This window comes from Streptomyces sp. NPDC048353, from assembly GCF_055587165.1.
In genome coordinates this window covers 431,076-456,509 of sequence record NZ_JBVJGU010000002.1, presented here as the reverse complement: position 1 = coordinate 456,509, position 25,434 = coordinate 431,076, and the positions used below count along the sequence as shown (strand labels likewise).

Annotated in this window: 34 protein-coding genes; 4 read left to right on the top strand and 30 right to left on the bottom strand. The window is 68.5% G+C overall.

What is annotated here, in order from left to right; translation table 11 throughout:
* Nucleotides 1-7: 7 nt before the first annotated feature.
* The 3 genes from ACZ6RC_RS07525 to ACZ6RC_RS07515 are packed head-to-tail and all read right to left on the bottom strand — an operon-like array spanning nucleotide 8 to nucleotide 3,026.
* Complete coding sequence (locus ACZ6RC_RS07525; RefSeq protein WP_391144259.1) at nucleotides 8-376, bottom strand: holo-ACP synthase; 369 nt, start codon at nucleotides 374-376, stop codon at nucleotides 8-10.
* Nucleotides 377-380: 4 nt separating this feature from the next.
* Nucleotides 381-2,228, bottom strand: coding sequence for a glutamine--fructose-6-phosphate transaminase (isomerizing) (glmS, locus tag ACZ6RC_RS07520; RefSeq protein WP_469579895.1), 1,848 nt, complete (start codon nucleotides 2,226-2,228; stop codon nucleotides 381-383).
* A 39-nt stretch (nucleotides 2,229-2,267) separates the two neighbouring features.
* Complete coding sequence (locus ACZ6RC_RS07515; RefSeq protein ID WP_469579893.1) at nucleotides 2,268-3,026, bottom strand: hypothetical protein; 759 nt, start codon at nucleotides 3,024-3,026, stop codon at nucleotides 2,268-2,270.
* Nucleotides 3,027-3,804: 778 nt separating this feature from the next.
* Between ACZ6RC_RS07515 and ACZ6RC_RS07510 the strand changes: the two genes are divergently transcribed.
* The 3 genes from ACZ6RC_RS07510 (at nucleotide 3,805) to ACZ6RC_RS07500 (ending at nucleotide 7,027) form a co-directional block, all read left to right on the top strand.
* Nucleotides 3,805-4,890, top strand: coding sequence for an acyltransferase family protein (locus tag ACZ6RC_RS07510; RefSeq protein ID WP_391144242.1), 1,086 nt, complete (start codon nucleotides 3,805-3,807; stop codon nucleotides 4,888-4,890).
* Between the two features lie 212 nt (nucleotides 4,891-5,102).
* Nucleotides 5,103-6,026, top strand: coding sequence for a type I pantothenate kinase (gene coaA / locus ACZ6RC_RS07505; protein ID WP_391144240.1), 924 nt, complete (start codon nucleotides 5,103-5,105; stop codon nucleotides 6,024-6,026).
* A gap of 20 nt (nucleotides 6,027-6,046) precedes the next feature.
* Nucleotides 6,047-7,027 (top strand): DUF389 domain-containing protein, encoded by a 981-nt coding sequence (locus tag ACZ6RC_RS07500; protein ID WP_391144238.1) that lies wholly within the window; start codon nucleotides 6,047-6,049, stop codon nucleotides 7,025-7,027.
* Here ACZ6RC_RS07500 and glmM read toward each other — a convergent pair.
* The 4 genes from glmM to ACZ6RC_RS07480 all read right to left on the bottom strand — a co-directional run bounded on the left by glmM (nucleotide 7,024) and on the right by ACZ6RC_RS07480 (nucleotide 11,403).
* Nucleotides 7,024-8,382 (bottom strand): phosphoglucosamine mutase, encoded by a 1,359-nt coding sequence (gene glmM / locus ACZ6RC_RS07495; RefSeq protein WP_453612964.1) that lies wholly within the window; start codon nucleotides 8,380-8,382, stop codon nucleotides 7,024-7,026. The genes ACZ6RC_RS07500 and glmM overlap by 4 nt on opposite strands.
* A gap of 174 nt (nucleotides 8,383-8,556) precedes the next feature.
* A complete protein-coding gene (rpsI, locus tag ACZ6RC_RS07490; protein WP_391144234.1) occupies nucleotides 8,557-9,075 on the bottom strand; it encodes a 30S ribosomal protein S9 in 519 nt (172 codons plus the stop codon).
* Nucleotides 9,076-9,117: 42 nt separating this feature from the next.
* Nucleotides 9,118-9,561: a 50S ribosomal protein L13 gene (gene rplM / locus ACZ6RC_RS07485; RefSeq protein ID WP_391144232.1), complete on the bottom strand. Its 444-nt coding sequence runs from the start codon at nucleotides 9,559-9,561 to the stop codon at nucleotides 9,118-9,120.
* Between the two features lie 219 nt (nucleotides 9,562-9,780).
* Complete coding sequence (locus tag ACZ6RC_RS07480) at nucleotides 9,781-11,403, bottom strand: ABC-F family ATP-binding cassette domain-containing protein (protein ID WP_391144230.1); 1,623 nt, start codon at nucleotides 11,401-11,403, stop codon at nucleotides 9,781-9,783.
* 56 nt (nucleotides 11,404-11,459) lie between these two features.
* On the opposite strand from ACZ6RC_RS07480, the gene ACZ6RC_RS07475 reads away from it, so the two are divergent.
* Nucleotides 11,460-12,509: a hypothetical protein gene (locus tag ACZ6RC_RS07475; RefSeq protein WP_469579889.1), complete on the top strand. Its 1,050-nt coding sequence runs from the start codon at nucleotides 11,460-11,462 to the stop codon at nucleotides 12,507-12,509.
* Between the two features lie 19 nt (nucleotides 12,510-12,528).
* Here the strand turns inward: ACZ6RC_RS07475 and truA are convergent, their stop codons facing one another.
* The 23 genes from truA to rplP all read right to left on the bottom strand — a co-directional run bounded on the left by truA (nucleotide 12,529) and on the right by rplP (nucleotide 25,429).
* Nucleotides 12,529-13,383 carry a tRNA pseudouridine(38-40) synthase TruA gene (gene truA / locus ACZ6RC_RS07470; RefSeq protein ID WP_469579887.1) on the bottom strand — a complete coding sequence of 285 codons (855 nt, stop codon included), beginning with the start codon at nucleotides 13,381-13,383 and terminating at the stop codon, nucleotides 12,529-12,531.
* An 89-nt stretch (nucleotides 13,384-13,472) separates the two neighbouring features.
* Nucleotides 13,473-13,964, bottom strand: coding sequence for a 50S ribosomal protein L17 (gene rplQ, locus ACZ6RC_RS07465; RefSeq protein ID WP_391144222.1), 492 nt, complete (start codon nucleotides 13,962-13,964; stop codon nucleotides 13,473-13,475).
* 229 nt (nucleotides 13,965-14,193) lie between these two features.
* The gene (locus tag ACZ6RC_RS07460) at nucleotides 14,194-15,216 is read right to left on the bottom strand and encodes a DNA-directed RNA polymerase subunit alpha (RefSeq protein WP_069171149.1); all 1,023 of its coding nucleotides are present in this window, start codon (nucleotides 15,214-15,216) and stop codon (nucleotides 14,194-14,196) included.
* A gap of 130 nt (nucleotides 15,217-15,346) precedes the next feature.
* Nucleotides 15,347-15,751: a 30S ribosomal protein S11 gene (gene rpsK, locus ACZ6RC_RS07455; RefSeq protein WP_003956432.1), complete on the bottom strand. Its 405-nt coding sequence runs from the start codon at nucleotides 15,749-15,751 to the stop codon at nucleotides 15,347-15,349.
* A 66-nt stretch (nucleotides 15,752-15,817) separates the two neighbouring features.
* Nucleotides 15,818-16,198: a 30S ribosomal protein S13 gene (gene rpsM, locus ACZ6RC_RS07450; protein ID WP_365718491.1), complete on the bottom strand. Its 381-nt coding sequence runs from the start codon at nucleotides 16,196-16,198 to the stop codon at nucleotides 15,818-15,820.
* A gap of 199 nt (nucleotides 16,199-16,397) precedes the next feature.
* The gene (rpmJ, locus tag ACZ6RC_RS07445; RefSeq protein ID WP_003956441.1) at nucleotides 16,398-16,511 is read right to left on the bottom strand and encodes a 50S ribosomal protein L36; all 114 of its coding nucleotides are present in this window, start codon (nucleotides 16,509-16,511) and stop codon (nucleotides 16,398-16,400) included.
* A gap of 66 nt (nucleotides 16,512-16,577) precedes the next feature.
* Complete coding sequence (infA, locus tag ACZ6RC_RS07440) at nucleotides 16,578-16,799, bottom strand: translation initiation factor IF-1 (protein ID WP_003956442.1); 222 nt, start codon at nucleotides 16,797-16,799, stop codon at nucleotides 16,578-16,580.
* Nucleotides 16,800-17,015: 216 nt separating this feature from the next.
* Nucleotides 17,016-17,852, bottom strand: a complete 837-nt coding sequence (gene map / locus ACZ6RC_RS07435) for a type I methionyl aminopeptidase (protein ID WP_391144219.1) — start codon at nucleotides 17,850-17,852, stop codon at nucleotides 17,016-17,018.
* 97 nt (nucleotides 17,853-17,949) lie between these two features.
* The gene (locus tag ACZ6RC_RS07430; RefSeq protein ID WP_391144216.1) at nucleotides 17,950-18,597 is read right to left on the bottom strand and encodes an adenylate kinase; all 648 of its coding nucleotides are present in this window, start codon (nucleotides 18,595-18,597) and stop codon (nucleotides 17,950-17,952) included.
* Nucleotides 18,597-19,916 (bottom strand): preprotein translocase subunit SecY, encoded by a 1,320-nt coding sequence (gene secY / locus ACZ6RC_RS07425; protein ID WP_391144215.1) that lies wholly within the window; start codon nucleotides 19,914-19,916, stop codon nucleotides 18,597-18,599. The genes ACZ6RC_RS07430 and secY overlap by 1 nt, the downstream gene beginning before the upstream one ends.
* A gap of 213 nt (nucleotides 19,917-20,129) precedes the next feature.
* Entirely contained in the window at nucleotides 20,130-20,585 is a 456-nt protein-coding gene (gene rplO, locus ACZ6RC_RS07420) for a 50S ribosomal protein L15 (RefSeq protein WP_391144213.1), read from the bottom strand.
* 1 nt (nucleotide 20,586) lies between these two features.
* Entirely contained in the window at nucleotides 20,587-20,769 is a 183-nt protein-coding gene (rpmD, locus tag ACZ6RC_RS07415) for a 50S ribosomal protein L30 (protein WP_041130781.1), read from the bottom strand.
* Entirely contained in the window at nucleotides 20,769-21,371 is a 603-nt protein-coding gene (rpsE, locus tag ACZ6RC_RS07410) for a 30S ribosomal protein S5 (protein WP_017239585.1), read from the bottom strand. Before rpsE ends, rpmD begins: the two co-directional genes overlap by 1 nt.
* A gap of 45 nt (nucleotides 21,372-21,416) precedes the next feature.
* Nucleotides 21,417-21,800 carry a 50S ribosomal protein L18 gene (gene rplR / locus ACZ6RC_RS07405; protein WP_056651228.1) on the bottom strand — a complete coding sequence of 128 codons (384 nt, stop codon included), beginning with the start codon at nucleotides 21,798-21,800 and terminating at the stop codon, nucleotides 21,417-21,419.
* A gap of 3 nt (nucleotides 21,801-21,803) precedes the next feature.
* Nucleotides 21,804-22,343, bottom strand: coding sequence for a 50S ribosomal protein L6 (rplF, locus tag ACZ6RC_RS07400; RefSeq protein ID WP_391144208.1), 540 nt, complete (start codon nucleotides 22,341-22,343; stop codon nucleotides 21,804-21,806).
* A gap of 21 nt (nucleotides 22,344-22,364) precedes the next feature.
* Nucleotides 22,365-22,763, bottom strand: a complete 399-nt coding sequence (gene rpsH, locus ACZ6RC_RS07395) for a 30S ribosomal protein S8 (protein WP_030209003.1) — start codon at nucleotides 22,761-22,763, stop codon at nucleotides 22,365-22,367.
* Between the two features lie 207 nt (nucleotides 22,764-22,970).
* Entirely contained in the window at nucleotides 22,971-23,156 is a 186-nt protein-coding gene (locus ACZ6RC_RS07390; RefSeq protein WP_003956452.1) for a type Z 30S ribosomal protein S14, read from the bottom strand.
* A gap of 5 nt (nucleotides 23,157-23,161) precedes the next feature.
* Entirely contained in the window at nucleotides 23,162-23,719 is a 558-nt protein-coding gene (rplE, locus tag ACZ6RC_RS07385; protein WP_147987686.1) for a 50S ribosomal protein L5, read from the bottom strand.
* Nucleotides 23,719-24,030: a 50S ribosomal protein L24 gene (rplX, locus tag ACZ6RC_RS07380; protein WP_391144204.1), complete on the bottom strand. Its 312-nt coding sequence runs from the start codon at nucleotides 24,028-24,030 to the stop codon at nucleotides 23,719-23,721. The genes rplE and rplX overlap by 1 nt, the downstream gene beginning before the upstream one ends.
* Nucleotides 24,031-24,032: 2 nt before the next feature.
* Nucleotides 24,033-24,401: a 50S ribosomal protein L14 gene (gene rplN, locus ACZ6RC_RS07375; RefSeq protein ID WP_003956455.1), complete on the bottom strand. Its 369-nt coding sequence runs from the start codon at nucleotides 24,399-24,401 to the stop codon at nucleotides 24,033-24,035.
* A gap of 100 nt (nucleotides 24,402-24,501) precedes the next feature.
* On the bottom strand, nucleotides 24,502-24,786 hold the full coding sequence (gene rpsQ, locus ACZ6RC_RS07370) for a 30S ribosomal protein S17 (RefSeq protein ID WP_158989424.1): 285 nt from the start codon (nucleotides 24,784-24,786) through the stop codon (nucleotides 24,502-24,504).
* A complete protein-coding gene (gene rpmC / locus ACZ6RC_RS07365) occupies nucleotides 24,786-25,010 on the bottom strand; it encodes a 50S ribosomal protein L29 (RefSeq protein WP_017239580.1) in 225 nt (74 codons plus the stop codon). The genes rpsQ and rpmC overlap by 1 nt, the downstream gene beginning before the upstream one ends.
* A complete protein-coding gene (rplP, locus tag ACZ6RC_RS07360; RefSeq protein ID WP_015035580.1) occupies nucleotides 25,010-25,429 on the bottom strand; it encodes a 50S ribosomal protein L16 in 420 nt (139 codons plus the stop codon). The genes rpmC and rplP overlap by 1 nt, the downstream gene beginning before the upstream one ends.
* Nucleotides 25,430-25,434: the final 5 nt, after the last annotated feature.

The following is a 25,434-nucleotide window of genomic DNA, read 5'->3' as shown; positions in this document are numbered from 1 at the left end:
CCGCCCGTCACCCTTCCGCGATCACCACCGCCGACGCCACCCCCGCGTCGTGGCTGAGCGAGACGTGCCAGTGCCGCACGCCCAGCTCCGCCGCGCGCGCCGCCACCGTGCCGCGCACCCGCAGCCGGGGTCGGCCGCTCTCCTCGACGTACACCTCCGCGTCCGTCCAGTGCAGACCGGCGGGCGCGCCGAGCGCCTTCGCCAGCGCCTCCTTCGCGGCGAACCGGACCGCAAGCGATGCGGGCCCCCGCCGCTCACCGCTCGGCAGCAGCAGCTCCCGGTCGACGAAGAGGCGCCCGAGGAGCCCCGGGGTCCGCTCCACCGATGCCGCGAAGCGGTCCACCTCGGCCACGTCGATCCCCACCCCGATGATCATTCACTCACTCCACGGTCACGGATTTCGCCAGGTTGCGCGGCTGGTCCACCTCGTTGCCGCGCGCCGTCGCCAGTTCGCAGGCGAAGACCTGGAGCGGCACGGTGGAGACCAGCGGCTGGAGCAGCGTAGGCGTTGCCGGGATGCGGATGAGGTGGTCGGCGTAGGGGGCGACGGCCTCGTCGCCCTCCTCGGCGATCACGATGGTCCGCGCGCCGCGGGCCCGGATCTCCTGGATGTTGGAGACGACCTTGTCGTGGAGGACGGAGCGGCCCTTGGGCGACGGCACCACCACGACGACCGGCAGGTCCTCCTCGATGAGGGCGATCGGCCCGTGCTTGAGCTCCCCGGCGGCGAAGCCCTCGGCGTGCATGTACGCGAGTTCCTTGAGCTTCAGGGCGCCTTCCAGGGCCACGGGGTAGCCGACGTGCCGGCCGAGGAAGAGGACGGTGTTCTTGTGGGCGAGGGAGCGGGCCAGCGCGCGTACCGGCTCCATGGTCTCCAGGACCCGCTCGACCTCGTCGCCGATCCGGGCCAGCTCCCGGATGACGGCGCCGATCTCGTCGCCCCACTTCGTCCCCCGTACCTGCCCCAGGTACAGCGCGACCAGATAGCACGCCACGAGCTGCGTCAGGAACGCCTTGGTGGAGGCGACGGCGACCTCGGGGCCGGCGTGCGTGTAGAGGACGGCGTCCGACTCGCGGGGGATGGTGGAGCCGTTGGTGTTGCAGATGGCGAGCACCTTCGCGCCCTGTTCGCGGGCGTGCCGCAGGGCCATCAGGGTGTCCATGGTCTCGCCGGACTGGGAGATGGCGATGACGAGGGTGCGCCGGTCGAGGATCGGGTCGCGGTAGCGGAACTCGCTGGCCAGCTCCACCTCGCAGGGGATGCGGGTCCAGTGCTCGATGGCGTACTTCGCGATGAGACCGGAGTGGAAGGCGGTGCCGCAGGCGATGATGACGACCTTGTCGGCCTCGCGGAGCACGGTGGCGGGGATGCGCACCTCGTCGAGCCTGAGGCGGCCCTCGGCGTCGATGCGGCCGAGGAGGGTGTCGGCGACGGCCTTCGGCTGCTCGGCGATCTCCTTGAGCATGAAGTAGTCGTAGCCGCCCTTCTCGGCGGCGGAGGCGTCCCAGTCGACGTGGTACGCCCGTACGTCCGCGGGTGCCCCGTCGAAGTCGGTGACGGTGACGCCGTCGCGGCGCAGTTCGACGACCTGGTCCTGGCCGAGCTCGATGGCGGCGCGGGTGTGGGCGATGAAGGCGGCGACGTCCGAGGCGAGGAAGAACTCGCCCTCGCCGACGCCGACGACGAGGGGGGAGTTGCGGCGCGCGCCGACGACCACGTCGGGGTCGTCGGCGTGCACGGCGACCAGCGTGAAGGCCCCGTCGAGGCGGCGGCACACCATGCGCATCGACTCGGCCAGGTCCCCGCAGGAGGAGAACTGCTCGGCGAGGAGGTGGGCCACGACCTCGGTGTCCGTCTCGGACGCGAGGTCGTGGCCGCGCTCCTGCAGCTCGGCGCGGAGGGCGGCGAAGTTCTCGATGATGCCGTTGTGGACGACGGCGACGCGGCCCGCGTTGTCGAGGTGCGGGTGCGCGTTGGCGTCGGTCGGGCCGCCGTGGGTGGCCCACCGGGTGTGCCCGATGCCGGTGGAACCGCTCGGCAGCGGGCGGTCCACGAGTTCCTTCTCCAGATTGACGAGCTTGCCCGCCTTCTTGGCGGCGGCGAGCCCCCCGTCGGAGAGCACCGCGACACCGGCCGAGTCGTAGCCCCGGTACTCGAGCCGCTTGAGACCCGCGATCACCACATCAAGCGCCGACTGCCCGCCGACGTAACCCACGATTCCGCACATGGCGGCAGCCTACGACCGACGGCCGCCGGGGGCCCGTACTCAGCGCAGCTTGGCGGCCTGCGCGTCGACGACGGTCTTCGGGAGTTCCTTGACGGTGCCGGAGAGGCTGAGGGAGGAGAAGGAGGCCAGCGTGTTGCCCTTGCGGAAGACGACGAGCTTGGTGACGAAGGGCTGGCCGTTCATGTCGGCGGTGACGGTCCAGGCGAGCGCTTCGTCACCGGCGGTCAGACCGCTCTCGGGGGCGACCTTGGAGACCTTGGTCTTCGCACCGCTCGCCATGGCGGTGAACCCGCCGGCGCAGTCGGTCCCGGCCGTCTTCAGCGAGGCGAACGCCTTCTCGGCACCCTGCCCGCCGTACGACCCCAGGGTCACATTGGTCACCGGAGCCCCGAGGGCCCCCAGGATGTCGTCGGCGGAGGTCGCCTTGCCCTTCTTCGCCTCGATGGCCTTGCGCTGCACACTGGCGCCCGGGTCACCGGGAGCGACGTGCGACAGGGCCTCGGCGAGCGGCTCGCAGGCGGGCTTGTCGGCGCCGACGTCCCCGGAGTGCAGGATCTCGGCGGCCTTCGGCTTCTGCACCTGGTAGCCCTTGAGGTCGGCCTGCTCGACGATCAGCTTCTCCAGCTCACCGGCGGACAGCGCCTTCACGTCCGGCTTCGCGGCGGCGGAGGCGGACGCGTCGTTCTCGCCCTTCGGCTTCCCGTCGTTCGCGTCCCCGCTGCACGCGGTGAGCAGCAGCGCCAGGGACGCGGCGGTGGCGGCGACGGCGGTGGTACGACGGAGGGCGGTCGACTTCATGGTCCAACTCTCTGCTCAGGCTCGTGAATCTGTGCGAACCCTATGCGCGCGGGCGGCCGTGGGTCCGTTGGGGGTGCGTATCGCCCTCCGCCGCGCCGGGCCCGCTTCGACCCGCACGGTCCACGTCGACCTCGCCCCGGCCCGGGGTGGGTTTTCTCACCCGCCCGGGCCACCTTCGCTCCGCCGCGCCGGGCGACCACAGCGGGCACCCGTGAGCGGTATTCCCGCAATACCGACCAGGAGCTCAAGTCGATCACTCGACTTTACCGATCATCAATCGGCCGGAAAACCCTTCTTTCCCGGGACGTTGGAATCCGATGCCGTTCCACGAATTCCGACCGCGAACGAAACGGCCTCGCAATCCGCGAGAGGGCCGCAAGGGACCGGACACCCGCGACGCGCCCCTCCACCTGGCCGGACATCCGATGAAAATTCCCCTGTGTGCCGATTTGACCGGCGTAGTGCCGTACACCGGCATTACGACAGACGCCGATGTGACGACCCACAGATCTTGTGGCACCGTGACTGGTTCCCGGCACGGAAAAATTTCATTTTGAATCGACCATCGGCCCGGCCGTCGACATTCTCCGCACGGCACGAGGGCTCGCCGACCCTCCATTGGTGATCACGCATCGGGCACCCACGCCTTCTGTCACCTGGAGGCTTTTAGGGGTGCGGAATTTCTACTGTCACTGAAGACCGAGGCCTGTCCGGAGCGGGCACGGCCATAGCGACCGACGCGGTGCGCCCCTCGCGCCCCCGCGAGGAGCGCCGGGCCATGCCCCTCGGCGGCACGCGCGTGGACTCGCTGACCGGACTGCGCTGGTTCGCCGCCCTGGGCGTGTTCTTCTTCCACGCGCGGTGGTACTTCGGCGAATCCGAGGCCCTGCTCCACTTCTCGGCGATCGGCTACGAAGGCGTCCCGTTCTTCTTCATCCTGTCCGGTTTCGTCATGGCCTGGGTCGCCCGCCCCGGGGACACCACCCTCAGCTACTACTGGCGGCGATTCGCCCGCATCTGGCCCCTGCTGGCGGTGACCACGGCCGCGGTGGTCGTGCTGCTGAAGTGGTGGTGGCACCTTCCGGTGTCGAAGGCGGACATCCTCTACACGCTCACCTTCGCCCAGGCGTGGAGCGCGGACCATTTCATCTCGCTGAACGCCGTCACCTGGACCCTGTCCGTCGAGGCGTTCTTCTATCTGTGCTTCCCCCTGCTCTACTGGGTGCTCTCGCGCTGCTCCTCCCGGCTGCTCATGGCCTTCTCGGTGCTCTCCGTCGCCGCCACGGCCGCGACGCGTCTTCTGACGGTGCGCTACGACTTCTCCCCCGAGACCGAGCGCTTCATCGTCGCCTCCCCCCTCTCCATGACCTCGATGTTCGTCATGGGGCTCTGTGCCGCCCTCCTCGTGCGCCGCGGATGGAAGCCTCCGTTCGGCGTCGGCGTGGCGCTCGCACTGACAGCAGGATCGGTTCTGCTGTGCTGGTTCTGGCTCCGCCACCCTGACGCCGTCCCGGGGATCGCCCCCAAGTACGGCGTCTTCGACACCCTCCTGATGCCGGCGTTCACCCTGCTGATCGTGACCACCACGCTGCGCGACGTCCGCGGCGGGCGTTCGCTGCTCCGTTCCCGGCCGCTGGTGAAGCTCGGCGAGTGGTCCTTCGCCTTCTACATCTCCCACGTGGTCGTCCTGCGGGCGCTCAGTCACCTCGGGATGGTGCCGAGCCCCGGACTGCGCCGCGACGCCGTGGAGGTGCTGACCGTGGCCGTCGCCACCGTCGTCGTCGCCGCGATCCTGCACGAGTGCGTCGAGAAGCCGGCCGAGCGGCGGCTGAGGGGTCTGCTGTCCTCCCGTAAAACCGGCTGAGAGCCTCCCCGGCCCCCTTCCGCCACGTGACCCACCCCACCACGCCCCGCCGCCCACAACCGGCCCCGACCCCCGACAATGGCCGTGTGATCACTTCGCCGCCACGAAGCGCCCCCGCCCCCGGAAACGGCCACGGCCACGGCCACGGCCATGGAAAGGGGAACGGCAAGGGGAACGGTGCCGCCGTTCGCCGGGCCGAGGTTTCGCCGTACGTGGATCTGACGCGGGACGAGTGGAGCGCGCTGCGCGACAAGACGCCGCTGCCGCTCTCCGCCGACGAGGTCGAGCGGCTGCGCGGCCTCGGGGACGTCATCGACCTCGACGAGGTGCGGGACGTCTATCTGCCGCTGTCCCGGCTGCTCAACCTGTACGTGCAGGCCACCAGCGGCCTGCGAGGCGCCCTCAACACCTTCCTCGGGGAGAACGCCGAGCAGCGCGGCACGCCCTTCGTCATAGGCGTCGCCGGCTCCGTCGCCGTCGGCAAGTCGACCGTCGCCCGTCTCCTCCAGGCCCTGCTCGCCCGCTGGCCCGAGCACCCCCGCGTCGAGCTGGTCACCACCGACGGCTTCCTGCTGCCGATGGAGGAGCTGAAGGCCCGCGGGCTGCTCTCCCGCAAGGGGTTCCCCGAGTCGTACGACCGCCGGGCGCTCACCCGGTTCGTCGCCGACATCAAGGCCGGGAAGGACGAGGTCACCGCCCCCGTCTACTCCCACCTCATCTACGACATCGTCCCCGGCGAGCGGCTCGTCGTCCGCCGCCCCGACATCCTGATCGTCGAAGGGCTCAACGTCCTCCAGCCGGCGCTCCCCGGCAAGGACGGCCGCACCCGGGTCGGTCTCGCCGACTACTTCGACTTCTCCGTGTACGTCGACGCCCGCCCCGAGGACATCGAGGGCTGGTACCTCAACCGGTTCCGCAAGCTGCGCGAGACCGCCTTCCAGAACCCCTTCTCGTACTTCCAGCGCTACACCCAGGTCTCCGAGGAGGAAGCCCTGGACTACGCCCGCACCATGTGGCGCACCATCAACAAGGTGAACCTGCTGGAGAACGTGGCCCCCACGCGCGGCCGCGCCACCCTCGTCGTCCGCAAGGGCCCCGACCACAAGGTGCAGCGCCTCTCCCTGCGCAAGCTGTGATCCCCCGTTAGGGTGCGGCCATGCTGCATCTGCGGATGATCGTTCCGGCCGATCGTACGGACGCCGTTCTCGCGCTCATCGGTGAGACCGTGGGCACCACCCACGTGGTGGTGGTCGCCGGCGCGGCCCGCGACCCTGCCGGGGACATCGTCCTGTGCGACGTGGCTCGCGAGGCCTGTGACGAACTCCTGCACCGGCTGCGGAGGCTGGGGATCGACCAGGACGGCTCGATCGCGGTCTCGGACATCGACGTGTCCCTCTCCGAGCGGGCCGAACGCGCCGAGAAGGAGGCGCCGGGCGAGGGCGCGGACGCGGTGGTGTGGGCGGAGCTGACCGAGGCGACCCACGAGGAGTCCACCCTCTCCTTCACCTATCTGCTGTTCCTCTGCCTGGCGACGATGATCGCCGCCTGCGGTGTGGTCCTCGACAACGCGGTCCTGATCGTGGGCGCGATGGCCGTCGGCCCGGAGTTCGGCCCGCTCGCCGGGATCTGTACGGGTCTCGTGGGGCGCGCCCCGAGGCTGGCCTGGCGCTCGCTGGTCGCCCTCCTGGTGGGCTTCGCGGTCGCGATCGCGGCGACGACCCTGCTCAGCCTGGCGATGGACGCGGCGGGCCAGTTCGAGGTGTCGATGCTCAACGATCCGCGCCCCAACACGGACTTCATCTGGCAGCCCGACCCGTTCTCCTTCGTCGTCGCCGTGCTCGCCGGGGTGGCCGGCATGCTCTCGCTGACGTCGGCGAAGTCCGGGGCGCTGGTGGGCGTCGCCATCTCGGTGACGACCGTCCCGGCGGCCGCGAACGCGGCGGTGGCCCTCAGCTACGGCGAGCTGGGCCAGATGTGGGGCTCGACCGAGCAGCTGCTCCTGAACCTGCTGGGCATCATCCTCGCCGGGGTCGTCACCCTCGTGCTCTGGAAACTGCTGTGGCGTACCCAGCGGGGACGGATGTCCCGCCCCCCGGGTACGCCACAGGTCACACAGGCTTCTCGCGGGAGGGGCTAGCCGAGCGCCGACTTCACGACGTCCGCCAGTCGGCCCGCCACCGCGCGCGCCTGCTCGATGTCGGCGGCCTCCACCATCACCCGTACCAGCGGCTCGGTGCCGGAGGAGCGCAGCAGGACGCGGCCGGTGGTGCCCAGCTCGCGCTCGGCCTCCGTGACGGCGCCGGCCAGTTCGGCGGAGGTCGTGACGCGGGACTTGTCGACGTCCGGCACGTTGATGAGGACCTGCGGCAGCCGCTCCATCACGGCGGCCAGCTCCGCGAGGGACCGGCCGGTGGCGGCGACCCGGGCCGCCAGCATCAGGCCGGTGAGGGTGCCGTCGCCGGTGGTGGCGTGGTCGAGGACGATCACGTGGCCGGACTGCTCGCCGCCGAGGGCGTAGCCGTGCTCCTTCATGGACTCCAGGACGTACCGGTCGCCGACCGCCGTCTGGACCAGCTGCAGCCCCTCGCGCTCCATGGCGAGTTTGAAGCCGAGGTTGGACATGACCGTGCCGACGACGGTGTCGCCGCGCAGCGTCCCGGCCTCGCGCATGGCGAGGGCGAGCACCGCGAGGATCTGGTCGCCGTCGACCTCCCGGCCCGCGCCGTCGACCGCGAGGCAGCGGTCGGCGTCGCCGTCGTGGGCGATGCCGAGGTCGGCGCCGTGCTCGACGACGGCGGCCTTCAGCAGCTCCAGGTGGGTCGAGCCGCAGCCGTCGTTGATGTTGAGGCCGTCGGGGCTTGCCCCGATGGTGACGACCTCGGCGCCGGCCCGCGAGAACGCCTCGGGCGACACGCGCGCCGCGGCCCCGTGCGCCTCGTCCAGGACGACCTTCAGCCCGTCGAGCCGGTTCGGGAGGACGGCGATGAGGTGGGCGACGTACTTGTCGAAGCCCTCGTCGTAGTCACGGACCCGGCCGACGCCACCGCCGGTCGGGCGGGACCACGGGGCGCCGGTGCGGTGCTCCTCGTAGACGGACTCGATGCGGTCCTCCAGCTCGTCGGCGAGCTTGTGGCCGCCGCGGGCGAAGAACTTGATGCCGTTGTCGGGCATGGCGTTGTGGCTCGCGGAGAGCATGACGCCGAGGTCCGCGCCGAGCGCGCCGGTGAGGTAGGCCACGGCCGGGGTCGGCAGCACGCCGACGCGCAGGACGTCCACGCCCGCGCTGGCCAGGCCCGCCACGACGGCGGCCTCCAGGAACTCTCCCGACGCACGCGGGTCGCGCCCGACCACCGCGGTCGGGCGATGGCCTTCAAAGGTGCCCGCCTCGGCGAGCACATGCGCCGCGGCGACCGACAGGCCGAGCGCGAGCTCCGCCGTCAGATCCGCGTTGGCAACACCGCGCACACCGTCCGTGCCGAAGAGTCGTCCCACCACTGTCCTCCGAACTGCTACGAAAAATTGCGTTCCCATACGGATTCCTTGACGGTCGATGCCCGTTTGACCGCCGAATCCGTCCAGAAGTGCCCGAGGTGATGAAAAGACGTACGCCCCGGCAGCACGGGCAGTGCCGCCGGGGCGTACGTACGAGCAGGCCGAGCAGGCGATTTAGCGCTTGCTGTACTGCGGGGCCTTACGGGCCTTCTTGAGACCGGCCTTCTTGCGCTCGACCGCACGGTCGTCGCGGGAGAGGAAGCCGGCCTTCTTCAGGGCGCCGCGGTTGTTCTCCACGTCCGCCTCGTTCAGCGCGCGGGCCACGCCGAGGCGCAGGGCGCCGGCCTGACCGGACACGCCGCCACCCGCGATGCGGGCGATGACGTCGTAGCGGTTGTCGAGCTCGAGCACCTTGAAGGGCTCGTTGACTTCCTGCTGGTGCACCTTGTTGGGGAAGTAGTCCTCAAGGGTGCGACCGTTGATCTTCCACTTGCCGGTGCCCGGGACGATCCGGACGCGGGCGATGGCGTTCTTGCGACGGCCCAGGCCGGCGGCCGGCTGCGGGTCGCCGAAGCGGGACGCCGCGGACTCCGAGGTGTACTCGCCCTCGACGGGCGCCTCGGACTCGAAGGTGGTGACCTCGGCGTAGGTCTCCTCGCCCTCGATGGGGTTCTCAACAGTGGTCTCGGCCACGATGCTCCTCAGATTTCTTTTCGTCTTAGGGGGTGGCCGGAACTACTGCGCGACCTGGGTGATCTCGAACGGGACCGGCTGCTGAGCAGCGTGCGGGTGGTTCTCGCCCGCGTAGACCTTCAGCTTCGAGAGCATCTGACGGCCCAGGGTGTTCTTGGGGATCATGCCCTTGATGGCCTTCTCGACGGCCTTCTCGGGGTTCTTGGCCAGCAGCTCGTCGTAACGGACGGAGCGCAGACCACCCGGGAAGCCGGAGTGGCGGTAGGCCAGCTTCTGGGTCTTCTTGTTGCCGGACAGGTGAACCTTGTCGGCGTTGATGATGATGACGAAATCGCCCATGTCCATGTGGGGGGCGTAGATCGGCTTGTGCTTGCCTCGGAGGAGGTTCGCAGCCGTGGTCGCCAGACGACCCAGGACAACGTCCCGCGCGTCGATGATGTGCCACTGGCGAGTGACATCGCCGGGCTTAGGGCTGTACGTACGCACTTCGTAGCCTTCGCTTCTTCAGTGGATGGAGTCCAGACACACCTGAAGCGATCATGCAGCTGGGGCCTGCACTGCCGGGACGCACTGCCCGTATGCGAGCCACTGGTAACTGCTCCAGGGAACCTGCGCAAGGGCCCTCGCCGGAGAACGACGAAGCCACTACGCATAACAAACCGCAACAGTACCCGCGGCACCCCGGAGGGGTCAAAACGCGCCGACCTACCGTGCCCGGTCCACCCGCCGCTCGTCCCACACCGGCTCCGTCGACTCGCGTACGACCCCGTCCGAGCCGAAGACCAGGAACCGGTCGAAGGTCTTGGCGAACCACCGGTCGTGCGTGACGGCCAGGACCGTCCCGTCGTACGACTCCAGCCCGTCCTGGAGGGCCTCCGCAGACTCCAGGTCCAGGTTGTCCGTCGGCTCGTCGAGGAGGAGCGCCGTCGTGCCCGACAGCTCCAGGAGCAGGATCTGGAAGCGGGCCTGCTGGCCGCCGGAGAGCTTCTCGAAGGGCTGGTCGCCCTGGCCCTCCAGTTCGTAGCGGCGCAGCACCGACATCGCCCCGCCGCGGTCCTTGGCGTGCTCCGACCAGAGGATGTCCACGAGGGTCCGGCCCTGCAGCTCCGGATGGGCGTGGGTCTGGGCGAAGTGGCCGGGGACGACCCGCGCGCCCAGCTTCCACGTGCCCGTGTGGGCGACCGACGGGTCCCCGGCGAGCAGCCGCAGGAAGTGCGACTTGCCCGAGCCGTTGGAGCCGAGGACGCCGACCCGCTCGCCGTAGAAGATCTCCAGCGAGAACGGCTTCATCAGACCGGTCAGCTCCAGGTTCTCGCAGGTCACCGCGCGCACCCCGGTCCGGCCACCGCGCAGCCGCATCCGGATGTCCTGCTCGCGCGGCGGCTCCGGCGGCGGCCCGGCCTCCTCGAACTTCCGCAGCCGCGTCTGGGCGGCGGCGTAGCGGGAGGCCAGCTCGTGGCTGACCGCGGCCGCCTGCCGCAGGGTGACCACCAGCTTCTTCAGCTGCGCGTGCTTCTCCTCCCAGCGCCGCTTCAGCTCCTCGAACCGGGCGAACCGCTCCCGCCGCGCTTCGTGGAAGGTCGCGAAGCCGCCGCCGTGCACCCAGACGTCCGAGCCGGCCGGTCCCGGCTCGACCGCGACGATCTTCTGGGCGGCCCGGGCGAGCAGCTCCCGGTCGTGGGAGATGAAGAGCACGGTCTTACGGGTCTCCCGCAGCCGCTCCTCCAGCCACCGCTTGCCGGGGACGTCCAGATAGTTGTCCGGCTCGTCGAGGAGCAGCACCTCGTCGGTGCCGCGCAGCAGCGACTCCAGGACCAGCCGCTTCTGCTCGCCGCCGCTGAGGGTGCGCACCTCGCGGAACTGCGCCTTCTCGTACGGGACGCCCAGCGCCGCCGTCGTGCACATGTCCCAGAGGGTCTCGGCCTCGTACCCCTGGACCTCGGCCCAGTCGCTGAGCGCCTGCGCGTACCGCATCTGGGCGGCCTCGTCGTCGACGGTCATGATCAGGTGCTCGGCCTCGTCGACCGCCTTCGCCGCCTCGCGGATCCGCGGCTGGGCCACGGAGACCAGCAGGTCGCGGACCGTGCGTTCGTCGCGGACCGAGCCGACGAACTGCGGCATGACGCCGAGTCCGCCGCTGACGGTGACCGTGCCGCCGTGCGGCTGCAGCTCACCGGCGATCATCCGGAGCAGCGTGGTCTTCCCGGCGCCGTTGGCGCCGACGAGGGCGACCACAGCGCCCTCGCCCACCCGGAAGGAGGCGTCGGCGAGCAGCACCCTCCCGTCCGGAAGGTAGTACTCCAGATGCGCGGCCTCGACATGTCCCATGGAGGGCATTGTCGCCGCCCGTACCGCCGTCTCCCAACCGGTTTAGGATGCGCGGCATGAGCTTTGGGGGGCCGCAGTGGCCGCAGGAACCGCAGGAGCCGCGGCCGCAGCCGTTCGGGCAGCCGTCGCACGGGCAGGACGAGCGGGGACAGGACCCGTACGGACATGATCCGTACGGGCAGCGGCCCTACGGGCAGGACGGGACCGGACACGACCCGTTCGGACAGCAGCCCTACCGGCAGGAGTCGTACGGGCAGCCGTCGTACGGTCAGCGGCCGGACCCGTTCCCGGGGGCCCAGGGCGGGGACACGCCGGACTGGGGCGCCCTCGCCGACGCCTCGGCGGCGCGCGGCCGCCGCAAGCGCCGGCTGATGATCGGCGGCGGCGCGCTGGCGACGCTCGCGGTCGGCGCGATCGTCGCGGCCGCCGTCGTGGGCGGCGGCGGTGACGACACCGCCAAGAACGGCGGCACCACCCCCACCGGCGCCGCGACCGCCGACGGCTCCCCCACGCCGGAGCCGACCTTCTCCTCCGTGGCGCCGCCGCCCCCGCCGGACCCGATGGACTTCATCTCCGACGAGAGGAAGGACAAGGCGCCGCTGAGCGCCGAGGGCCTCTTCCCGGGCAAGAAGTTCACGATGAACGGCCGCGCCTACACCAAGGGCGCGACCTCCTCCACGACCTCGTGCGCGAGCGTCACCCAGGGCGCCCTGGGCTCGGTCCTGAAGAGGAACGGCTGCGACCGCGTGCTGCGCGCCACCTATGTGAAGGACGGGGTCGCCATCACGGTCGGCGTCGCCGTCTTCTCCACCGAGGCGGAGGCGCTGAAGGCGAAGGGGCAGGCCCAGGGCGGCATCGCCCCGCTGGCCGGCTCCGGGGTCGCCGACTTCTGCCGCGCCACCGTCTGCCTGCGCCGCACCAACGCCATCGGCCGGTACGCCTACTTCACGCAGGCCGGCTACACCAGCGGCAAGAAGGTCACCTCGGCGGCGAAGGACAAGGCCATCTACCAGACCAGCGACGACCTGGGCAGCTTCGCCTTCAACCAGATCTACGCCCGCGGCCGCACCCAGGCCGCGGCGGCGGCCGGCGCGCCCGGGGAGTGACGGCGGCGCCCGGGCGACGTCAGCAGCAGCCGCTTCCGGGCAGGGTCCGCTTGTTGCGGGCCTCCAGGTTCCGGGCGGCCAGCAGCTCGTCCGCCGGGTAGCCGACCTCTTCGAGCGTCAGCCCGTGCGGCCGTACGACGTGCACGGCCGAGTCCCGCACCCCCGCCGCGAGCACCTTCGCGGGCCACTCCACCGGCCGGTGCCCGTCGCCCACGAACAGCAGCGCGCCCACCAGCGAACGGACCATGTTGTGGCAGAAGGCGTCCGCCTTCACGGTCGCCTCCAGCACCCCGCCGGGCCGCCGCTCCCAGCGCAGCTCCTGGAGCGTGCGGATGGTCGTGGCGCCCTCGCGCCTCTTGCAGTACGCGGCGAAGTCGTGCTCCCCCACCAGCCGCTCGGCGGCGGCGTTCATGGCGTCCATGTCGAGGGCCCAGTCGTGCCACAGGACATGGCCGCGCAGCAGCGGGTCGACCCCGCCGGGGTTGTCGGTGACGCGGTAGGCGTAGCGGCGCCAGACGGCGGAGAACCGGGCGTTGAACCCGGCGGGCGCCTCGGTGAGCCGCCATACCCGGACGTCGTGCCGCAGCCGTCCGGCGAGCCGGCGCAGCAGCTTCTCCCGGTGCTCGGCCCACAGCTCGACGGGCAGGTCGACATGGGCGACCTGGCCCCGCGCGTGCACTCCGGCGTCGGTGCGGCCGGCGACCGTCAGCTCGTACGTCTCCGTGGAGCGGGTCACCGTCTTCAGGGCCTCCTCGATGTCACCCTGTACGGTCCGCTGCCCCCGGGGCTGCTTGGCCCAGCCGGAGAAGTCCTTGCCGTCGTAGGACAGGTCGAGCCGGATGCGTACGAACCCGGCCTGCACGTCGTCGCTCACGCGCTGCTCCCTCTCGAAACCCTCTGCGTACGGGAGCGGGCCCGTACCCCAGGGGTACGGGCCCGCCCACGAGAAAAACGGAAGAACGCTTACGCGTCCTTCGCCTCCTCGGCCGGAGCCTCGGTGGTGTCCTCGGCCTTGGTCTCCTCGACCTTGGCCTCGTCCTCCTTGACCGCACGCTTGGTGGCGGCCTCGGCCTCGGCGACGGTCGCCTTCTTGGCGATCTCGCCCTCGACCAGCTCGATCACGGCCATCGGGGCGTTGTCGCCACGACGGTTGCCGATCTTGGTGATACGGGTGTAGCCACCCGGGCGCTCGGAGTAGCGCGGCGCGATCTCGGTGAAGAGGGTGTGGACGATGCCCTTGTCGGTGATCGTCTGCAGCACCAGGCGACGGTTGTGGATGTCGCCCTTCTTCGCCTTGGTGATCAGGCGCTCGGCGACCGGACGCAGGCGGCGGGCCTTGGCCTCGGTCGTCGTGATGCGGCCGTGCTCGAAGAGCGACTTCGCCAGGTTGGCGAGGAGCAGACGCTCGTGAGCGGCGCTGCCGCCGAGGCGGGCACCCTTGGTGGGACGCGGCATGGTGTTTCTCCTTGTGATCTGCACCGGCCGTATGAGGTACCGGTGTCAGTGTCCGCGCGGGCGTCTGCCCGACGGAGATCCGGCCGGAGCCGGAGGCCCGGGCCGCGAACGGCCCGGAAGGCGTGTCACCGCGACGAGGCCGGGCCTCCGAGGAGACCCGGCCCGCCGGTGGGGCTGGGCGTGTTTCGAAAGTAGCGTTCCCGGCCAGACGGGACTTTCGAAATACGACCTAGTACTGCTCGGTCTCGACGAAGCCCGCGTCCGCGTCGTCGTCGGCGCCGAAGGCGTCGGCGGCGGCGGTCGGGTCGAATCCGGGCGGGCTGTCCTTGAGGGCCAGGCCCATGCCGGCCAGCTTCGCCTTGACCTCGTCGATCGACTTCGCACCGAAGTTGCGGATGTCGAGCAGGTCGGCCTCGGAGCGCGCCACGAGCTCACCCACGGAGTGGATGCCCTCGCGCTTGAGGCAGTTGTACGAACGAACGGTGAGCTCGAGCTCCTCGATCGGCAGCGCCAGGTCGGCGGCGAGGGCGGCGTCCGTGGGGGACGGGCCCATGTCGATGCCCTCGGCGTCGATGTTGAGCTCGCGCGCCAGACCGAACAGCTCGACCAGGGTCTTGCCGGCGGACGCCATGGCGTCACGCGGCCGCATGGCCTGCTTGGTCTCGACGTCGACGATCAGCTTGTCGAAGTCGGTGCGCTGCTCGACACGGGTCGCCTCGACCTTGTACGTGACCTTGAGCACCGGGGAGTAGATGGAGTCGACCGGGATGCGGCCGATCTCCTGGCCCAGCTGCTTGTTCTGCACGGCGGAGACGTAGCCGCGACCGCGCTCGACGGTCAGCTCCATCTCCAGCTTGCCCTTGCCGTTGAGCGTGGCGAGGACTAGGTCGGGGTTGTGCACCTCGACACCGGCCGGGGGCGCGATGTCGGCGGCGGTGACCAGGCCGGGGCCCTGCTTGCGCAGGTACATCACGACCGGCTCGTCGTGCTCCGAGGAGACGACCAGCTGCTTGATGTTGAGGATGAGGTCGGTGACGTCCTCCTTGACGCCCGGCACGGTGGTGAACTCGTGCAGGACACCGTCGATGCGGATGGACGTGACGGCCGCACCCGGGATCGAGGAGAGGAGCGTACGACGGAGGCTGTTGCCGAGCGTGTAGCCGAAGCCCGGCTCCAGGGGCTCGATGACGAACCGCGAGCGGAATTCGTCGACGACCTCTTCGGTCAGCGAGGGACGCTGAGCGATCAGCATGGTGTGAATCCTTCGGTTGTGGACGCCCACTATTTGACGTCCGACAGATACTGCGTACTGCAAGGGTACGGGCGGTACGTCTCTTGCGAGGCGTACCGCCCGTACTCAGGTCAAGCAGCGGTCGCCGAGATCAGACGCGACGGCGCTTGGGGGGACGGCAGCCGTTGTGCGGCGTCGGGGTGACGTCCTGGATCGAACCGACCTCGAGGCCCGTGGCCTGGAGGGAACGGATCGCGGTCTCGCGGCCGGAGCCCGGACCCTTCACGAAGACGTCGACCTTGCGCATGCCGTGCTCCTGCGCGCGGCGGGCGGCCGACTCGGCGGCCATCTGCGCGGCGAAGGGGGTGGACTTGCGCGAGCCCTTGAAGCCGACGTGGCCGGCGGAGGCCCAGGAGATCACGTTGCCCGAGGGGTCCGTGATCGAGACGATCGTGTTGTTGAACGTGCTCTTGATGTGCGCGTGGCCGTGAGCGACGTTCTTCTTTTCCTTGCGGCGCACCTTCTTGGCAGCGCCCTGACGACCCTTGGGGGGCATCTATATCTCCTACGGGAGGTGGTCGGTCCTACAGCGAAGACCGTGTGGTCAAGCGTCCGCTGAGGACTACTTCTTGCCCGGCTTCTTCTTACCGGCGATGGCGCGACGCGGGCCCTTGCGGGTACGGGCGTTCGTGCTGGTGCGCTGGCCGTGGACCGGAAGGCCACGACGGTGACGCAGACCCTGGTAGCAGCCGATCTCGACCTTGCGGCGGATGTCGGCCTGGATCTCGCGGCGGAGGTCACCCTCGGTCTGGAGGTTGGCGTCCACGTACTCGCGGATCTTGACCAGGTCCTCTTCGGCCAGGTCACGAACGCGGGTGTTCGGGTTCACGCCGGTGGAGGCGAGGATCTCCTTGGACCGGGTGCGCCCGATACCGAAGACGTAGGTGAGTGCGATCTCCACGCGCTTTTCACGCGGGATGTCGACACCGGAAACGCGTGCCATTCAATGGCTCCTGTGTGCTCGGGGGTCTTACACAGAGCCGCTCCCGATCCGCCGACCTCTCTGCTGAGAGGTGGTACGTAACGGGTCCCCGGCCCCCGCCGGAGGTGCCGCCGGCCCTTGCGGGCTGGGCGGGCTCTGCGTATGTACGTTTGCTTGCGTCGCGCGAAGAACTGCGGAGGTGCAGGTCGGTCGGCGTGCGTCAGCCCTGGCGCTGCTTGTGGCGCAGGTTGTCGCAGATGACCATGACCCGGCCGTGACGGCGGATCACCTTGCACTTGTCGCAGATCTTCTTGACGCTCGGCTTGACCTTCATGGGATGTGAGGTTCTCCGGGTCAGTGCCACCACCCGCGCACGGAAGATGCGGGGTGCGGGCAAGATCTACTTGTATCGGTAGACGATCCGGCCACGCGTCAGGTCGTAGGGAGAAAGCTCCACGACGACCCGGTCGTCCGGAAGGATTCGGATGTAGTGCATCCGCATCTTGCCGGAGATGTGCGCGAGGACCTTGTGACCGTTCTGGAGCTCCACCTTGAACATGGCGTTCGGGAGGGACTCGATCACGGTGCCCTCGATTTCGATGGCACCTTGCTTCTTGGCCACGCTTCGCCTTTCGAATCGGCTACCTTGATCGACTCTCGCTCCGGGTGAGGACACACGGGTACACGAGAGCCGACGCATCAGTCTACGACAGCCCCTTGGAAAAGACGAATCCGGGAAGTTTGCCCACCCGGCAAGATCCTTACGCAAGGAGCCACGCCGCAGAATCCCCGGAACCGCGGCGACCATGCAGGCGCTCCGGGCGCCCGCGGGCCCCGGCTACGCCAGCGGGTCGGGCGCCGCGGTCACGCCCAGCGACGCCAGCTTCGCCTTGCCGCCGTCGGGGGCGGTCAGGACGAGCGGGCCCTCCTCCGTCAGGGCGACCGAGTGCTCCCAGTGGGAGGACCAGGTCCCGTCGGTGGTGATGACCGTCCAGTCGTCGCTCAGGACCTCCGTGCGGGGCGTACCCAGGGAGACCATCGGCTCGATCGCCAGACAGAAGCCGGGGACCAGCTTCGGGCCCTTGCCGCGCTTGCGGGCGACGTAGTTCAGCAGGTGGGGGTCCATGTGCATCTCGGTCCCGATGCCGTGGCCGCCGTAGTCCTCGACGATGCCGTACTTGCCGCCGCCGGGCTTCGGCTGGCGGCGGATGTACGTCTCGATGGCGCGCGAGATGTCCACCAGCCGGTTGCCGTTCCGCATGGCGGCGATGCCGGCCCACATCGACTCCTCGGTGACCCGGGAGAGCTCGATCAGCTCCGGGGCGTGCCCCGAGCCCACGAAGGCGGTGTAGGCCGCGTCCCCGTGCCAGCCGTCGATGATCGCGCCGCAGTCGATCGAGATGATGTCCCCGTCCTTCAGGACGGTCTTCTCGTCGGGGATGCCGTGGACGACGACCTCGTTCACCGAGGTGCAGATCGTCGCGGGGAAGCCTCCGTACCCCAGGAAGTTCGACTTCGCGCCGTGGTCCGCGATCACCTTGCGGGCGACCTCGTCCAGGTCCTTCGTCGTGGCGCCCGGAACGGCCGCCTCACGGGTCGCCGCATGGATGGCGGCGACGACCAGCCCCGCCTCGCGCATCTTCGCGATCTGCTCGGGGGTCTTGATCTGCACCATCGTGACGGGGGCCTTTCCATCGAGTACGGGTCGTCGGAACAACGATACGGCCGCGGCGCCCCGAGGGGCACCGCGGCCGTATCGCACGAACCGGGGGTTACTTCTTGAGCGCGGCCATCGCCTTCGCGGTGACCTCGTCCACCTTGCCGAGCGCCGAGATCGTCACGACCAGGTTCTGCGCCCGGTAGTAGTCGATGATCGGCTCGGTCTGCGTGTGGTAGACCTCCAGGCGCCGGCGGACGGTCTCCTCGGAGTCGTCGTCGCGCTGGTAGAGCTCGCCACCGCACACGTCACACACGCCCTCGGCCTTCGGCGGGGTGTACGTGACGTGGAAGACGTGCGCGCTGTCGTTGCGGCAGATGCGGCGGCCCGCGATCCGCTTCACGACCTCGTCCTCGGGGACCTCCAGGTCCAGGACCGCGTCGAGCTGCATGTCCTCGGCCTTCAGGACCACGTCCAGCGCCTCGGCCTGGGCCACGTTGCGCGGGAAGCCGTCGAGCAGGAAGCCGTTGGCGGCGTCCGACTGCTCCATGCGGTCCTTGGCCATCCCGATGGTCACCTCGTCGGGCACGAGGTCGCCGGCGTCCATGAACGCCTTGGCCTTCACGCCCAGCTCCGTGCCCTGACTGATGTTGGCGCGGAACAGGTCACCCGTGGAGATGTGCGGGATGTCCAGGTTCTTGGCAAGGAACGCGGCCTGCGTACCCTTACCGGCCCCGGGCGGTCCGACGAGGACGATTCGCATCAGCGGAGGAACCCTTCGTAATTACGCTGCTGGAGCTGGCTCTCGATCTGCTTCACGGTCTCCAGCCCCACACCCACGATGATGAGGATGCTCGTCCCACCGAAGGGGAAGTTGGCATTGGCGCCACCGAAGCCTGCCAACGCCATCGTCGGCACAAGAGCGATCAGACCCAGATACAGCGAGCCCGGCCAAGTGATCCGGTTGAGCACGTAGCTCAGATACTCGGCAGTAGGTCGACCAGCCCGGATACCCGGGATGAAGCCACCATACTTCTTCATGTTGTCCGCGACTTCCTCGGGGTTGAACGAGATCGCCACGTAGAAGAAGGCGAAGAACACGATCAGGAGGAAGTACGTAGCGATGTAGTAGGGGTGGTCACCCTTGACGAAGTGGGCTTCGATCCAGGTCTTCCACCCCGAGGTGGAGCTCGAGAACTGCGCGACGAGGGCCGGGATGTAGAGCAGCGACGAGGCGAAGATGACAGGAATCACACCTGCCTGGTTCACCTTGAGCGGGATGTATGTGGACGTTCCGCCGTAGGACCTGCGGCCGATCATCCGCTTCGCGTACTGCACCGGGATGCGGCGCTGGGCCTGCTCGACGAAGACGACGAGGGCCACCATCACGAAGCCGATCAGGATGACGGTGCCGAACTCGATCCAGCCCTTGGCGAGCTTGCCGCTCTCCTTGATGGCCCACAGGGCGCCCGGGAAGCCGGCGGCGATCGAGATGAACATCAGGATGGACATGCCGTTGCCGATGCCGCGGTCGGTGATCAGCTCACCGAGCCACATGACGAGGGCGGTACCGGCGGTCATCGTGATGACCATCGTGGCGATGGTGAAGATGGACGGGTCCGGAACGACCTGACTGGCCACCGTGCAGCCGCTGAACAGCGCACCGCTCTTGGCCGTGGCGACGAGGCCGGTGCCCTGGAGGACGGCGAGCGCGATCGTCAGGTACCGCGTGTACTGCGTGATCTTGGCGGTGCCGGACTGTCCCTCCTTCTTGAGGGCCTCGAGCCGCGGGATCACGACGGTCAGCAGCTGCAGGATGATGCTCGCCGTGATGTACGGCATGATGCCGAGCGCGAAGATGGTGATCTGCAGCAGCGCCCCGCCACTGAACATGTTCACCAGGCCGAACAAGGAGTTGTTGCCCTGGCTGGCCTGGTCGACACACTGCTGGACGGCCTCGTAGCTGACGCCGGGGACGGGGATGTGCGCCCCGAGCCGGTACAGCACGATGATGCCGAGCGTGAAGAGCAGCTTCTTGCGCAGGTCGGGCGTCTTGAACGCCCGGGCGAACGCGGTAAGCACGGTGCCTCCTGCGACCCCCGCGTTACGCGCGTGAGGTGACGGTCTTGAGGTTCGACGAATAGGTAACGGTCACGAAATCCGTGCGGGCATACCGCACGGAGCCTAGACAGTGCACGCCACCTTACCGGCGACCATGCCCCCCTAGGAACGACCAACCGGGGATGCCCCTTTTGGGAGGCATCCCCGGTCGGATGTTCAGGCCATCGAGTCGTCTCAGACGAGCTCGGTGACGGTGCCGCCGGCGGCGGCGATCTTCTCCTTGGCGGAGCCGGAGACGGCGTCGACCGTCACCTGCAGCGCCACGGAGACCTCACCGGCGCCGAGCACCTTGACGAGGCTGTTCTTGCGCACCGCGCCCTTGGCGACCAGGTCGGCCACCGTGACCTCTCCACCCTCGGGGTAGAGAGCGCCGAGCTTGTCCAGGTTCACGACCTGGTACTCGGTGCGGAACGGGTTCTTGAAGCCCTTCAGCTTCGGCAGACGCATGTGGAGGGGCATCTGCCCGCCCTCGAAGCGCTGCGGAACCTGGTAACGGGCCTTGGTGCCCTTGGTACCACGACCAGCGGTCTTACCCTTGGACGCCTCACCACGACCCACACGGGTCCTGGCGGTCTTGGCGCCCGGGGCAGGCCGGAGGTTGTGGGCCTTCAGCGGGTTGTTCTCCGCCATGTCAGTCAACCTCCTCAACCGTCACGAGGTGGCGGACGGTGTGCACCATGCCGCGGAACTCGGGGCGGTCCTCCTTGACAACCACGTCGCCCAGGCGCTTGAGCCCGAGCGAACGCAGGGTGTCGCGGTGGTTCTGCTTGCTGCCGATGTACGACTTCGTCTGCGTGACCTTGAGGCGAGCCATTACGCACCCGCCCCAGCACGCGCACGGAGCAGAGCCGCGGGGGCGACGTCCTCGAGGGGCAGACCACGGCGAGCCGCGATCTCCTCGGGACGCTGCAGGCCCTTGAGGGCCGCCACGGTCGCGTGCACGATGTTGATCGCGTTGTCGGAGCCGAGCGACTTCGACAGGATGTCGTGAACGCCGGCGCACTCGAGCACGGCGCGCACCGGGCCACCGGCGATCACACCGGTACCGGGGGAAGCCGGCTTGAGCAGGACGACGCCCGCGGCCTTCTCGCCCTGGATCGGGTGAGGGATGGTGCCCTGGATGCGCGGAACCTTGAAGAAGTTCTTCTTGGCTTCCTCGACACCCTTGGCGATGGCCGCGGGAACTTCCTTGGCCTTGCCGTAACCGACACCTACCGTGCCGTCACCGTCGCCCACCACGACCAGCGCGGTGAAGCTGAAGCGGCGACCACCCTTGACAACCTTGGCGACGCGGTTGATCGCGACAACGCGCTCAACGTACGCGGTCTTCTCGGCGGCAGCGCCACCGTCGCGGCCCTTCCGGTCCCGCCGCTCGCCGCCACCGGCACCGCTTCCGCGGCGCTGGGGTCCAGCCATTGGATTACCTCTCTCTGTTACGTCCGTTAGTCCCGGAACCGGGGCTTAGAACTTCAGCCCGGCTTCGCGGGCGGCGTCAGCCAGAGCGGCAATGCGCCCGGCGTACCTGTTGCCACCACGGTCGAACACGACAGCCTCGACACCGGCGGCCTTGGCGCGCTCGGCGACCAGGGAACCGACCTGCTTGGCCTGCGCGGACTTGTCACCCTCGCCGCCGCGGATCGACGCGTCCAGGGTCGACGCCGACGCAAGGGTGTGACCCTTGAGGTCGTCGATGACCTGAGCGGTGATACCGCGGTTGGAACGCGTCACGACGAGGCGCGGACGCTCCGCCGTACCCGACACGTTCTTGCGGATGCGGATGTGGCGGCGCTTCTTGGCGGCGCCCTTGTAGGCGTCGCCCTTGGCGATCTTCACACCGTATGCCATGGCTTACTTACCAGCCTTTCCGACCTTGCGGCGGATGACCTCACCCGCATACTTCACGCCCTTGGCCTTGTAGGGGTCGGGCTTGCGAAGCTTGCGGATGTTGGCGGCGACTTCGCCGACCTTCTGCTTGTCGATGCCCTCGACCGAGAACTTGGTCGGCGACTCGACCTTGAACGAGATGCCTTCGGGCGCCTCGACCAGGATCGGGTGGCTGTAGCCGAGCTGGAACTCCAGGTTGGAGCCCTTCGCGGCGACGCGGTAACCGACACCGCTGATCTCGAGCGCCTTGATGTATCCCTGGGTCACACCGGTGATCATGTTGGCCACCAGCGTGCGGGACAGGCCGTGGAGGGCCTTGTTCTGACGCTCGTCGTTGGGGCGGGTGACGTTCAGAACGCCGTCCTCACCCTTCACGATCTCGATCGGCGCGGCGACGGTGTGGCTCAGGGTGCCCTTGGAACCCTTCACCGTGACCGTGCGGCCCTCGATGGTGACGTCCACACCGGCGGGAACCTGGATAGGCAGCTTGCCAATACGCGACATTAGCTATTCCTCCGTTCCCGACTACCAGACGTAGGCGAGGACTTCCCCACCTACGCCCTTCTTGCCTGCCTGCTGGCCGGTCAGGAGACCGTGGGACGTGGAGATGATCGCCACGCCCAGGCCGCCGAGGACCTTCGGCAGGTTGGTGGACTTCGCGTAAACACGGAGGCCCGGCTTCGAGATCCGCTTGATGCCCGCGATGGAGCGCTCACGGTTCGGACCGAACTTGAGCTCGAGGACGAGGTTCTTGCCGACTTCGGCGTCCTCGACCTTCCAGCCCGTGATGAAGCCCTCCTGCTGGAGGATTTCCGCGATGTGAGACTTGATCTTGCTGTGCGGCATCGTCACGGTGTCGTGGTATGCCGAGTTCGCGTTACGCAGACGAGTCAGCATGTCCGCGATCGGATCAGTCATGGTCATGAATTGGCCTTCGGCCTCTCTCGCCGGGGTTTCCTGTATGCGCCATCCCTCTCCCCACACAGGGGCGGGACGGGTGCGGCGCGGGGACCTACGGCGTAGTAAGTCGTACGGGCGCAGACGCCCAACCCTCCTAGCCTAAGCCATGGAGAGGTGGGCCTCTGCAACCCTCTGCTTACCGAGAGACTCCGGAATCCCTGATGAAGGGGATTACCAGGAGCTCTTGGTCACGCCCGGCAGCTCGCCACGGTGAGCCATCTCACGAAGGCACACGCGGCACAGGCCGAACTTGCGGTACACGGAGTGGGGACGGCCGCAGCGCTGGCAGCGCGTGTACGCACGCACACCGAACTTGGGCTTGCGGGCAGCCTTCGCGATGAGAGCCTTCTTCGCCATCTCGCTTACGCCTCCTTGAACGGGAAGCCGAGGTGACGGAGAAGGGCACGGCCCTCAGCGTCGTTGGTCGCCGTGGTGACCACGGTGATGTCCATACCCCGGACACGGTCGATCTTGTCCTGGTCGATCTCGTGGAACATGACCTGCTCCGTGAGACCGAAGGTGTAGTTGCCACGCCCGTCGAACTGCTTGGGGGACAGACCACGGAAGTCGCGGATGCGCGGAAGCGCGAGCGACAGGGTGCGGTCCAGGAACTCCCACATGCGGTCGCCACGGAGGGTGACGTGGGCACCGATCGGCTGTCCCTCACGCAGCTTGAACTGCGCGATGGACTTGCGGGCCTTGGTGACGGCCGGCTTCTGACCGGTGATCGTGGTGAGGTCGCGGATGGCGCCATCGATCAGCTTGGAGTCGCGGGCGGCGTCGCCCACACCCATGTTGACCACGATCTTGACGAGGCCGGGAACCTGCATGACGTTCTCGTACGAGAACTCCTCACGCAGCTTGCCCGCGATCTCCTCGCGGTACTTCGTCTTGAGACGCGGAGTGGTGGTGGTAGCCATCAGATGTCCTCACCCGTCCGCTTGGCAACGCGGATCTTGTTGCCCTCGTCGTCGAAGCGGTAACCGACACGCGTGACGACCTTCTTGCCGTCCTTCTCCACGACGAGCTGAACGTTGCTCACGTGGACCGGCGCCTCGGTCGTGACGATGCCACCGGCCTGCTGGGGGCCGGCCTTGGTGTGCTTCTTGACCCGGTTGACACCCTCGACCAGGACACGGTCCTCGCGGGGGAAGGCCGCGATGACCTTGCCCTGCTTGCCCTTGTCCTTACCGGTGATGACCTGGACCAGGTCGCCCTTCTTGATCTTCATGCTTACAGCACCTCCGGCGCGAGCGAGATGATCTTCATGAACTTCTTCTCGCGCAGCTCACGGCCCACCGGGCCGAAGATACGGGTGCCGCGAGGGTCGCCGTCGTTCTTCAGAATGACGGCGGCGTTCTCGTCGAAGCGGATGTACGAGCCGTCCTGGCGGCGGCGCTCCTTGACGGTGCGAACGATGACCGCCTTGACGACGTCACCCTTCTTCACGTTGCCACCGGGGATCGCGTCCTTGACGGTGGCGACGATGACGTCACCGATGCCCGCGTAGCGGCGACCGGAACCACCGAGAACACGGATGCAAAGGATCTCCTTGGCACCAGTGTTGTCGGCGACACGCAGTCGCGACTCCTGCTGGATCACGTCTATCTCCTGTTTGTCTGCCGGTTCCCGGCGAGGGGTCCGTTACCGGAGCCCCTCGCCGAGCCTGGCGGAACTGACCTGAAGGAAACCCCTCAGGTAATTACTTGGCCTTCTCGAGGATCTCGACGACGCGCCAGTGCTTCGAGGCGGACAGCTTCCGGGTCTCCATCAGGAGGACGCGGTCGCCGACGCCGGCAGCGTTCTGCTCGTCGTGAGCCTTGAGCTTGTTCGTACGGCGGATGACCTTGCCGTACAGCGCGTGCTTGACGCGGTCCTCGACGGCGACGACGACGGTCTTGTCCATCTTGTCGCTGACGACCAGGCCCTCGCGGACCTTGCGGGCGTTGCGCTCGGTCTTCTGCTCAGTCACATTGTTCTCGCTCATCAGGCGTTCTCCACCGTCTCGATGCCCAGCTCGCGCTCACGCATCAGGGTGTAGATCCGGGCGATGTCCTTACGGACGGACTTGAGCCGACCGTGGTTCTCGAGCTGGCCCGTCGCCGCCTGGAAGCGGAGGTTGAACAGCTCTTCCTTGGCCTCGCGGAGCTTGTTGAGAAGCTCCTCGTTGCCCAGCTCGCGCAGCTCGGACGCCTTGGTACCGGCCGACATCACAGCTCACCTGCCTCGCGCTTGACGATCTTGCACTTCATCGGCAGCTTGTGGGCGGCACGAGTCAGGGCCTCACGCGCGATCTTCTCGTTCGGGTAGGACAGCTCGAACATCACCCGACCGGGCTTGACGTTCGCGATCCACCACTCCGGCGAACCCTTACCGGAACCCATGCGGGTCTCGGCAGGCTTCTTGGTCAGCGGGCGGTCCGGGTAGATGTTGATCCAGACCTTGCCGCCACGCTTGATGTGGCGGGTCATCGCGATACGGGCCGCCTCGATCTGGCGGTTGGTCACGTACGCCGGCGTGAGGGCCTGAATGCCGTACTCGCCGAACGCAACCTGCGTACCACCCTTGCTCATACCCGAGCGCTTGGGGTGGTGCTGCTTGCGGTGCTTGACCCTACGGGGGATCAGCATTTCGG

What these genes read in the sequence shown, in the direction of transcription:
- ACZ6RC_RS07525 (WP_391144259.1), bottom strand. Translation starts at nt 376, where the DNA reads ATGATCATCGGGGTGGGGATCGACGTGGCCGAGGTGGACCGCTTCGCG.
- glmS (WP_469579895.1), bottom strand. Translation starts at nt 2,228, where the DNA reads ATGTGCGGAATCGTGGGTTACGTCGGCGGGCAGTCGGCGCTTGATGTG.
- ACZ6RC_RS07515 (WP_469579893.1), bottom strand. Translation starts at nt 3,026, where the DNA reads ATGAAGTCGACCGCCCTCCGTCGTACCACCGCCGTCGCCGCCACCGCC.
- ACZ6RC_RS07510 (WP_391144242.1), top strand. Translation starts at nt 3,805, where the DNA reads ATGCCCCTCGGCGGCACGCGCGTGGACTCGCTGACCGGACTGCGCTGG.
- ACZ6RC_RS07500 (WP_391144238.1), top strand. Translation starts at nt 6,047, where the DNA reads ATGCTGCATCTGCGGATGATCGTTCCGGCCGATCGTACGGACGCCGTT.
- ACZ6RC_RS07480 (WP_391144230.1), bottom strand. Translation starts at nt 11,403, where the DNA reads ATGGGACATGTCGAGGCCGCGCATCTGGAGTACTACCTTCCGGACGGG.
- ACZ6RC_RS07475 (WP_469579889.1), top strand. Translation starts at nt 11,460, where the DNA reads ATGAGCTTTGGGGGGCCGCAGTGGCCGCAGGAACCGCAGGAGCCGCGG.
- rplQ (WP_391144222.1), bottom strand. Translation starts at nt 13,964, where the DNA reads ATGCCGCGTCCCACCAAGGGTGCCCGCCTCGGCGGCAGCGCCGCTCAC.
- ACZ6RC_RS07460 (WP_069171149.1), bottom strand. Translation starts at nt 15,216, where the DNA reads ATGCTGATCGCTCAGCGTCCCTCGCTGACCGAAGAGGTCGTCGACGAA.
- rpsK (WP_003956432.1), bottom strand. Translation starts at nt 15,751, where the DNA reads ATGCCCCCCAAGGGTCGTCAGGGCGCTGCCAAGAAGGTGCGCCGCAAG.
- rpsM (WP_365718491.1), bottom strand. Translation starts at nt 16,198, where the DNA reads ATGGCACGCGTTTCCGGTGTCGACATCCCGCGTGAAAAGCGCGTGGAG.
- rpmJ (WP_003956441.1), bottom strand. Translation starts at nt 16,511, where the DNA reads ATGAAGGTCAAGCCGAGCGTCAAGAAGATCTGCGACAAGTGCAAGGTG.
- map (WP_391144219.1), bottom strand. Translation starts at nt 17,852, where the DNA reads ATGGTGCAGATCAAGACCCCCGAGCAGATCGCGAAGATGCGCGAGGCG.
- ACZ6RC_RS07430 (WP_391144216.1), bottom strand. Translation starts at nt 18,597, where the DNA reads ATGCGAATCGTCCTCGTCGGACCGCCCGGGGCCGGTAAGGGTACGCAG.
- rplO (WP_391144213.1), bottom strand. Translation starts at nt 20,585, where the DNA reads ATGGCGGAGAACAACCCGCTGAAGGCCCACAACCTCCGGCCTGCCCCG.
- rpmD (WP_041130781.1), bottom strand. Translation starts at nt 20,769, where the DNA reads ATGGCTCGCCTCAAGGTCACGCAGACGAAGTCGTACATCGGCAGCAAG.
- rpsE (WP_017239585.1), bottom strand. Translation starts at nt 21,371, where the DNA reads ATGGCTGGACCCCAGCGCCGCGGAAGCGGTGCCGGTGGCGGCGAGCGG.
- rplR (WP_056651228.1), bottom strand. Translation starts at nt 21,800, where the DNA reads ATGGCATACGGTGTGAAGATCGCCAAGGGCGACGCCTACAAGGGCGCC.
- rplF (WP_391144208.1), bottom strand. Translation starts at nt 22,343, where the DNA reads ATGTCGCGTATTGGCAAGCTGCCTATCCAGGTTCCCGCCGGTGTGGAC.
- rpsH (WP_030209003.1), bottom strand. Translation starts at nt 22,763, where the DNA reads ATGACCATGACTGATCCGATCGCGGACATGCTGACTCGTCTGCGTAAC.
- ACZ6RC_RS07390 (WP_003956452.1), bottom strand. Translation starts at nt 23,156, where the DNA reads ATGGCGAAGAAGGCTCTCATCGCGAAGGCTGCCCGCAAGCCCAAGTTC.
- rplE (WP_147987686.1), bottom strand. Translation starts at nt 23,719, where the DNA reads ATGGCTACCACCACCACTCCGCGTCTCAAGACGAAGTACCGCGAGGAG.
- rplX (WP_391144204.1), bottom strand. Translation starts at nt 24,030, where the DNA reads ATGAAGATCAAGAAGGGCGACCTGGTCCAGGTCATCACCGGTAAGGAC.
- rpsQ (WP_158989424.1), bottom strand. Translation starts at nt 24,786, where the DNA reads ATGAGCGAGAACAATGTGACTGAGCAGAAGACCGAGCGCAACGCCCGC.
- rpmC (WP_017239580.1), bottom strand. Translation starts at nt 25,010, where the DNA reads ATGTCGGCCGGTACCAAGGCGTCCGAGCTGCGCGAGCTGGGCAACGAG.
- rplP (WP_015035580.1), bottom strand. Translation starts at nt 25,429, where the DNA reads ATGCTGATCCCCCGTAGGGTCAAGCACCGCAAGCAGCACCACCCCAAG.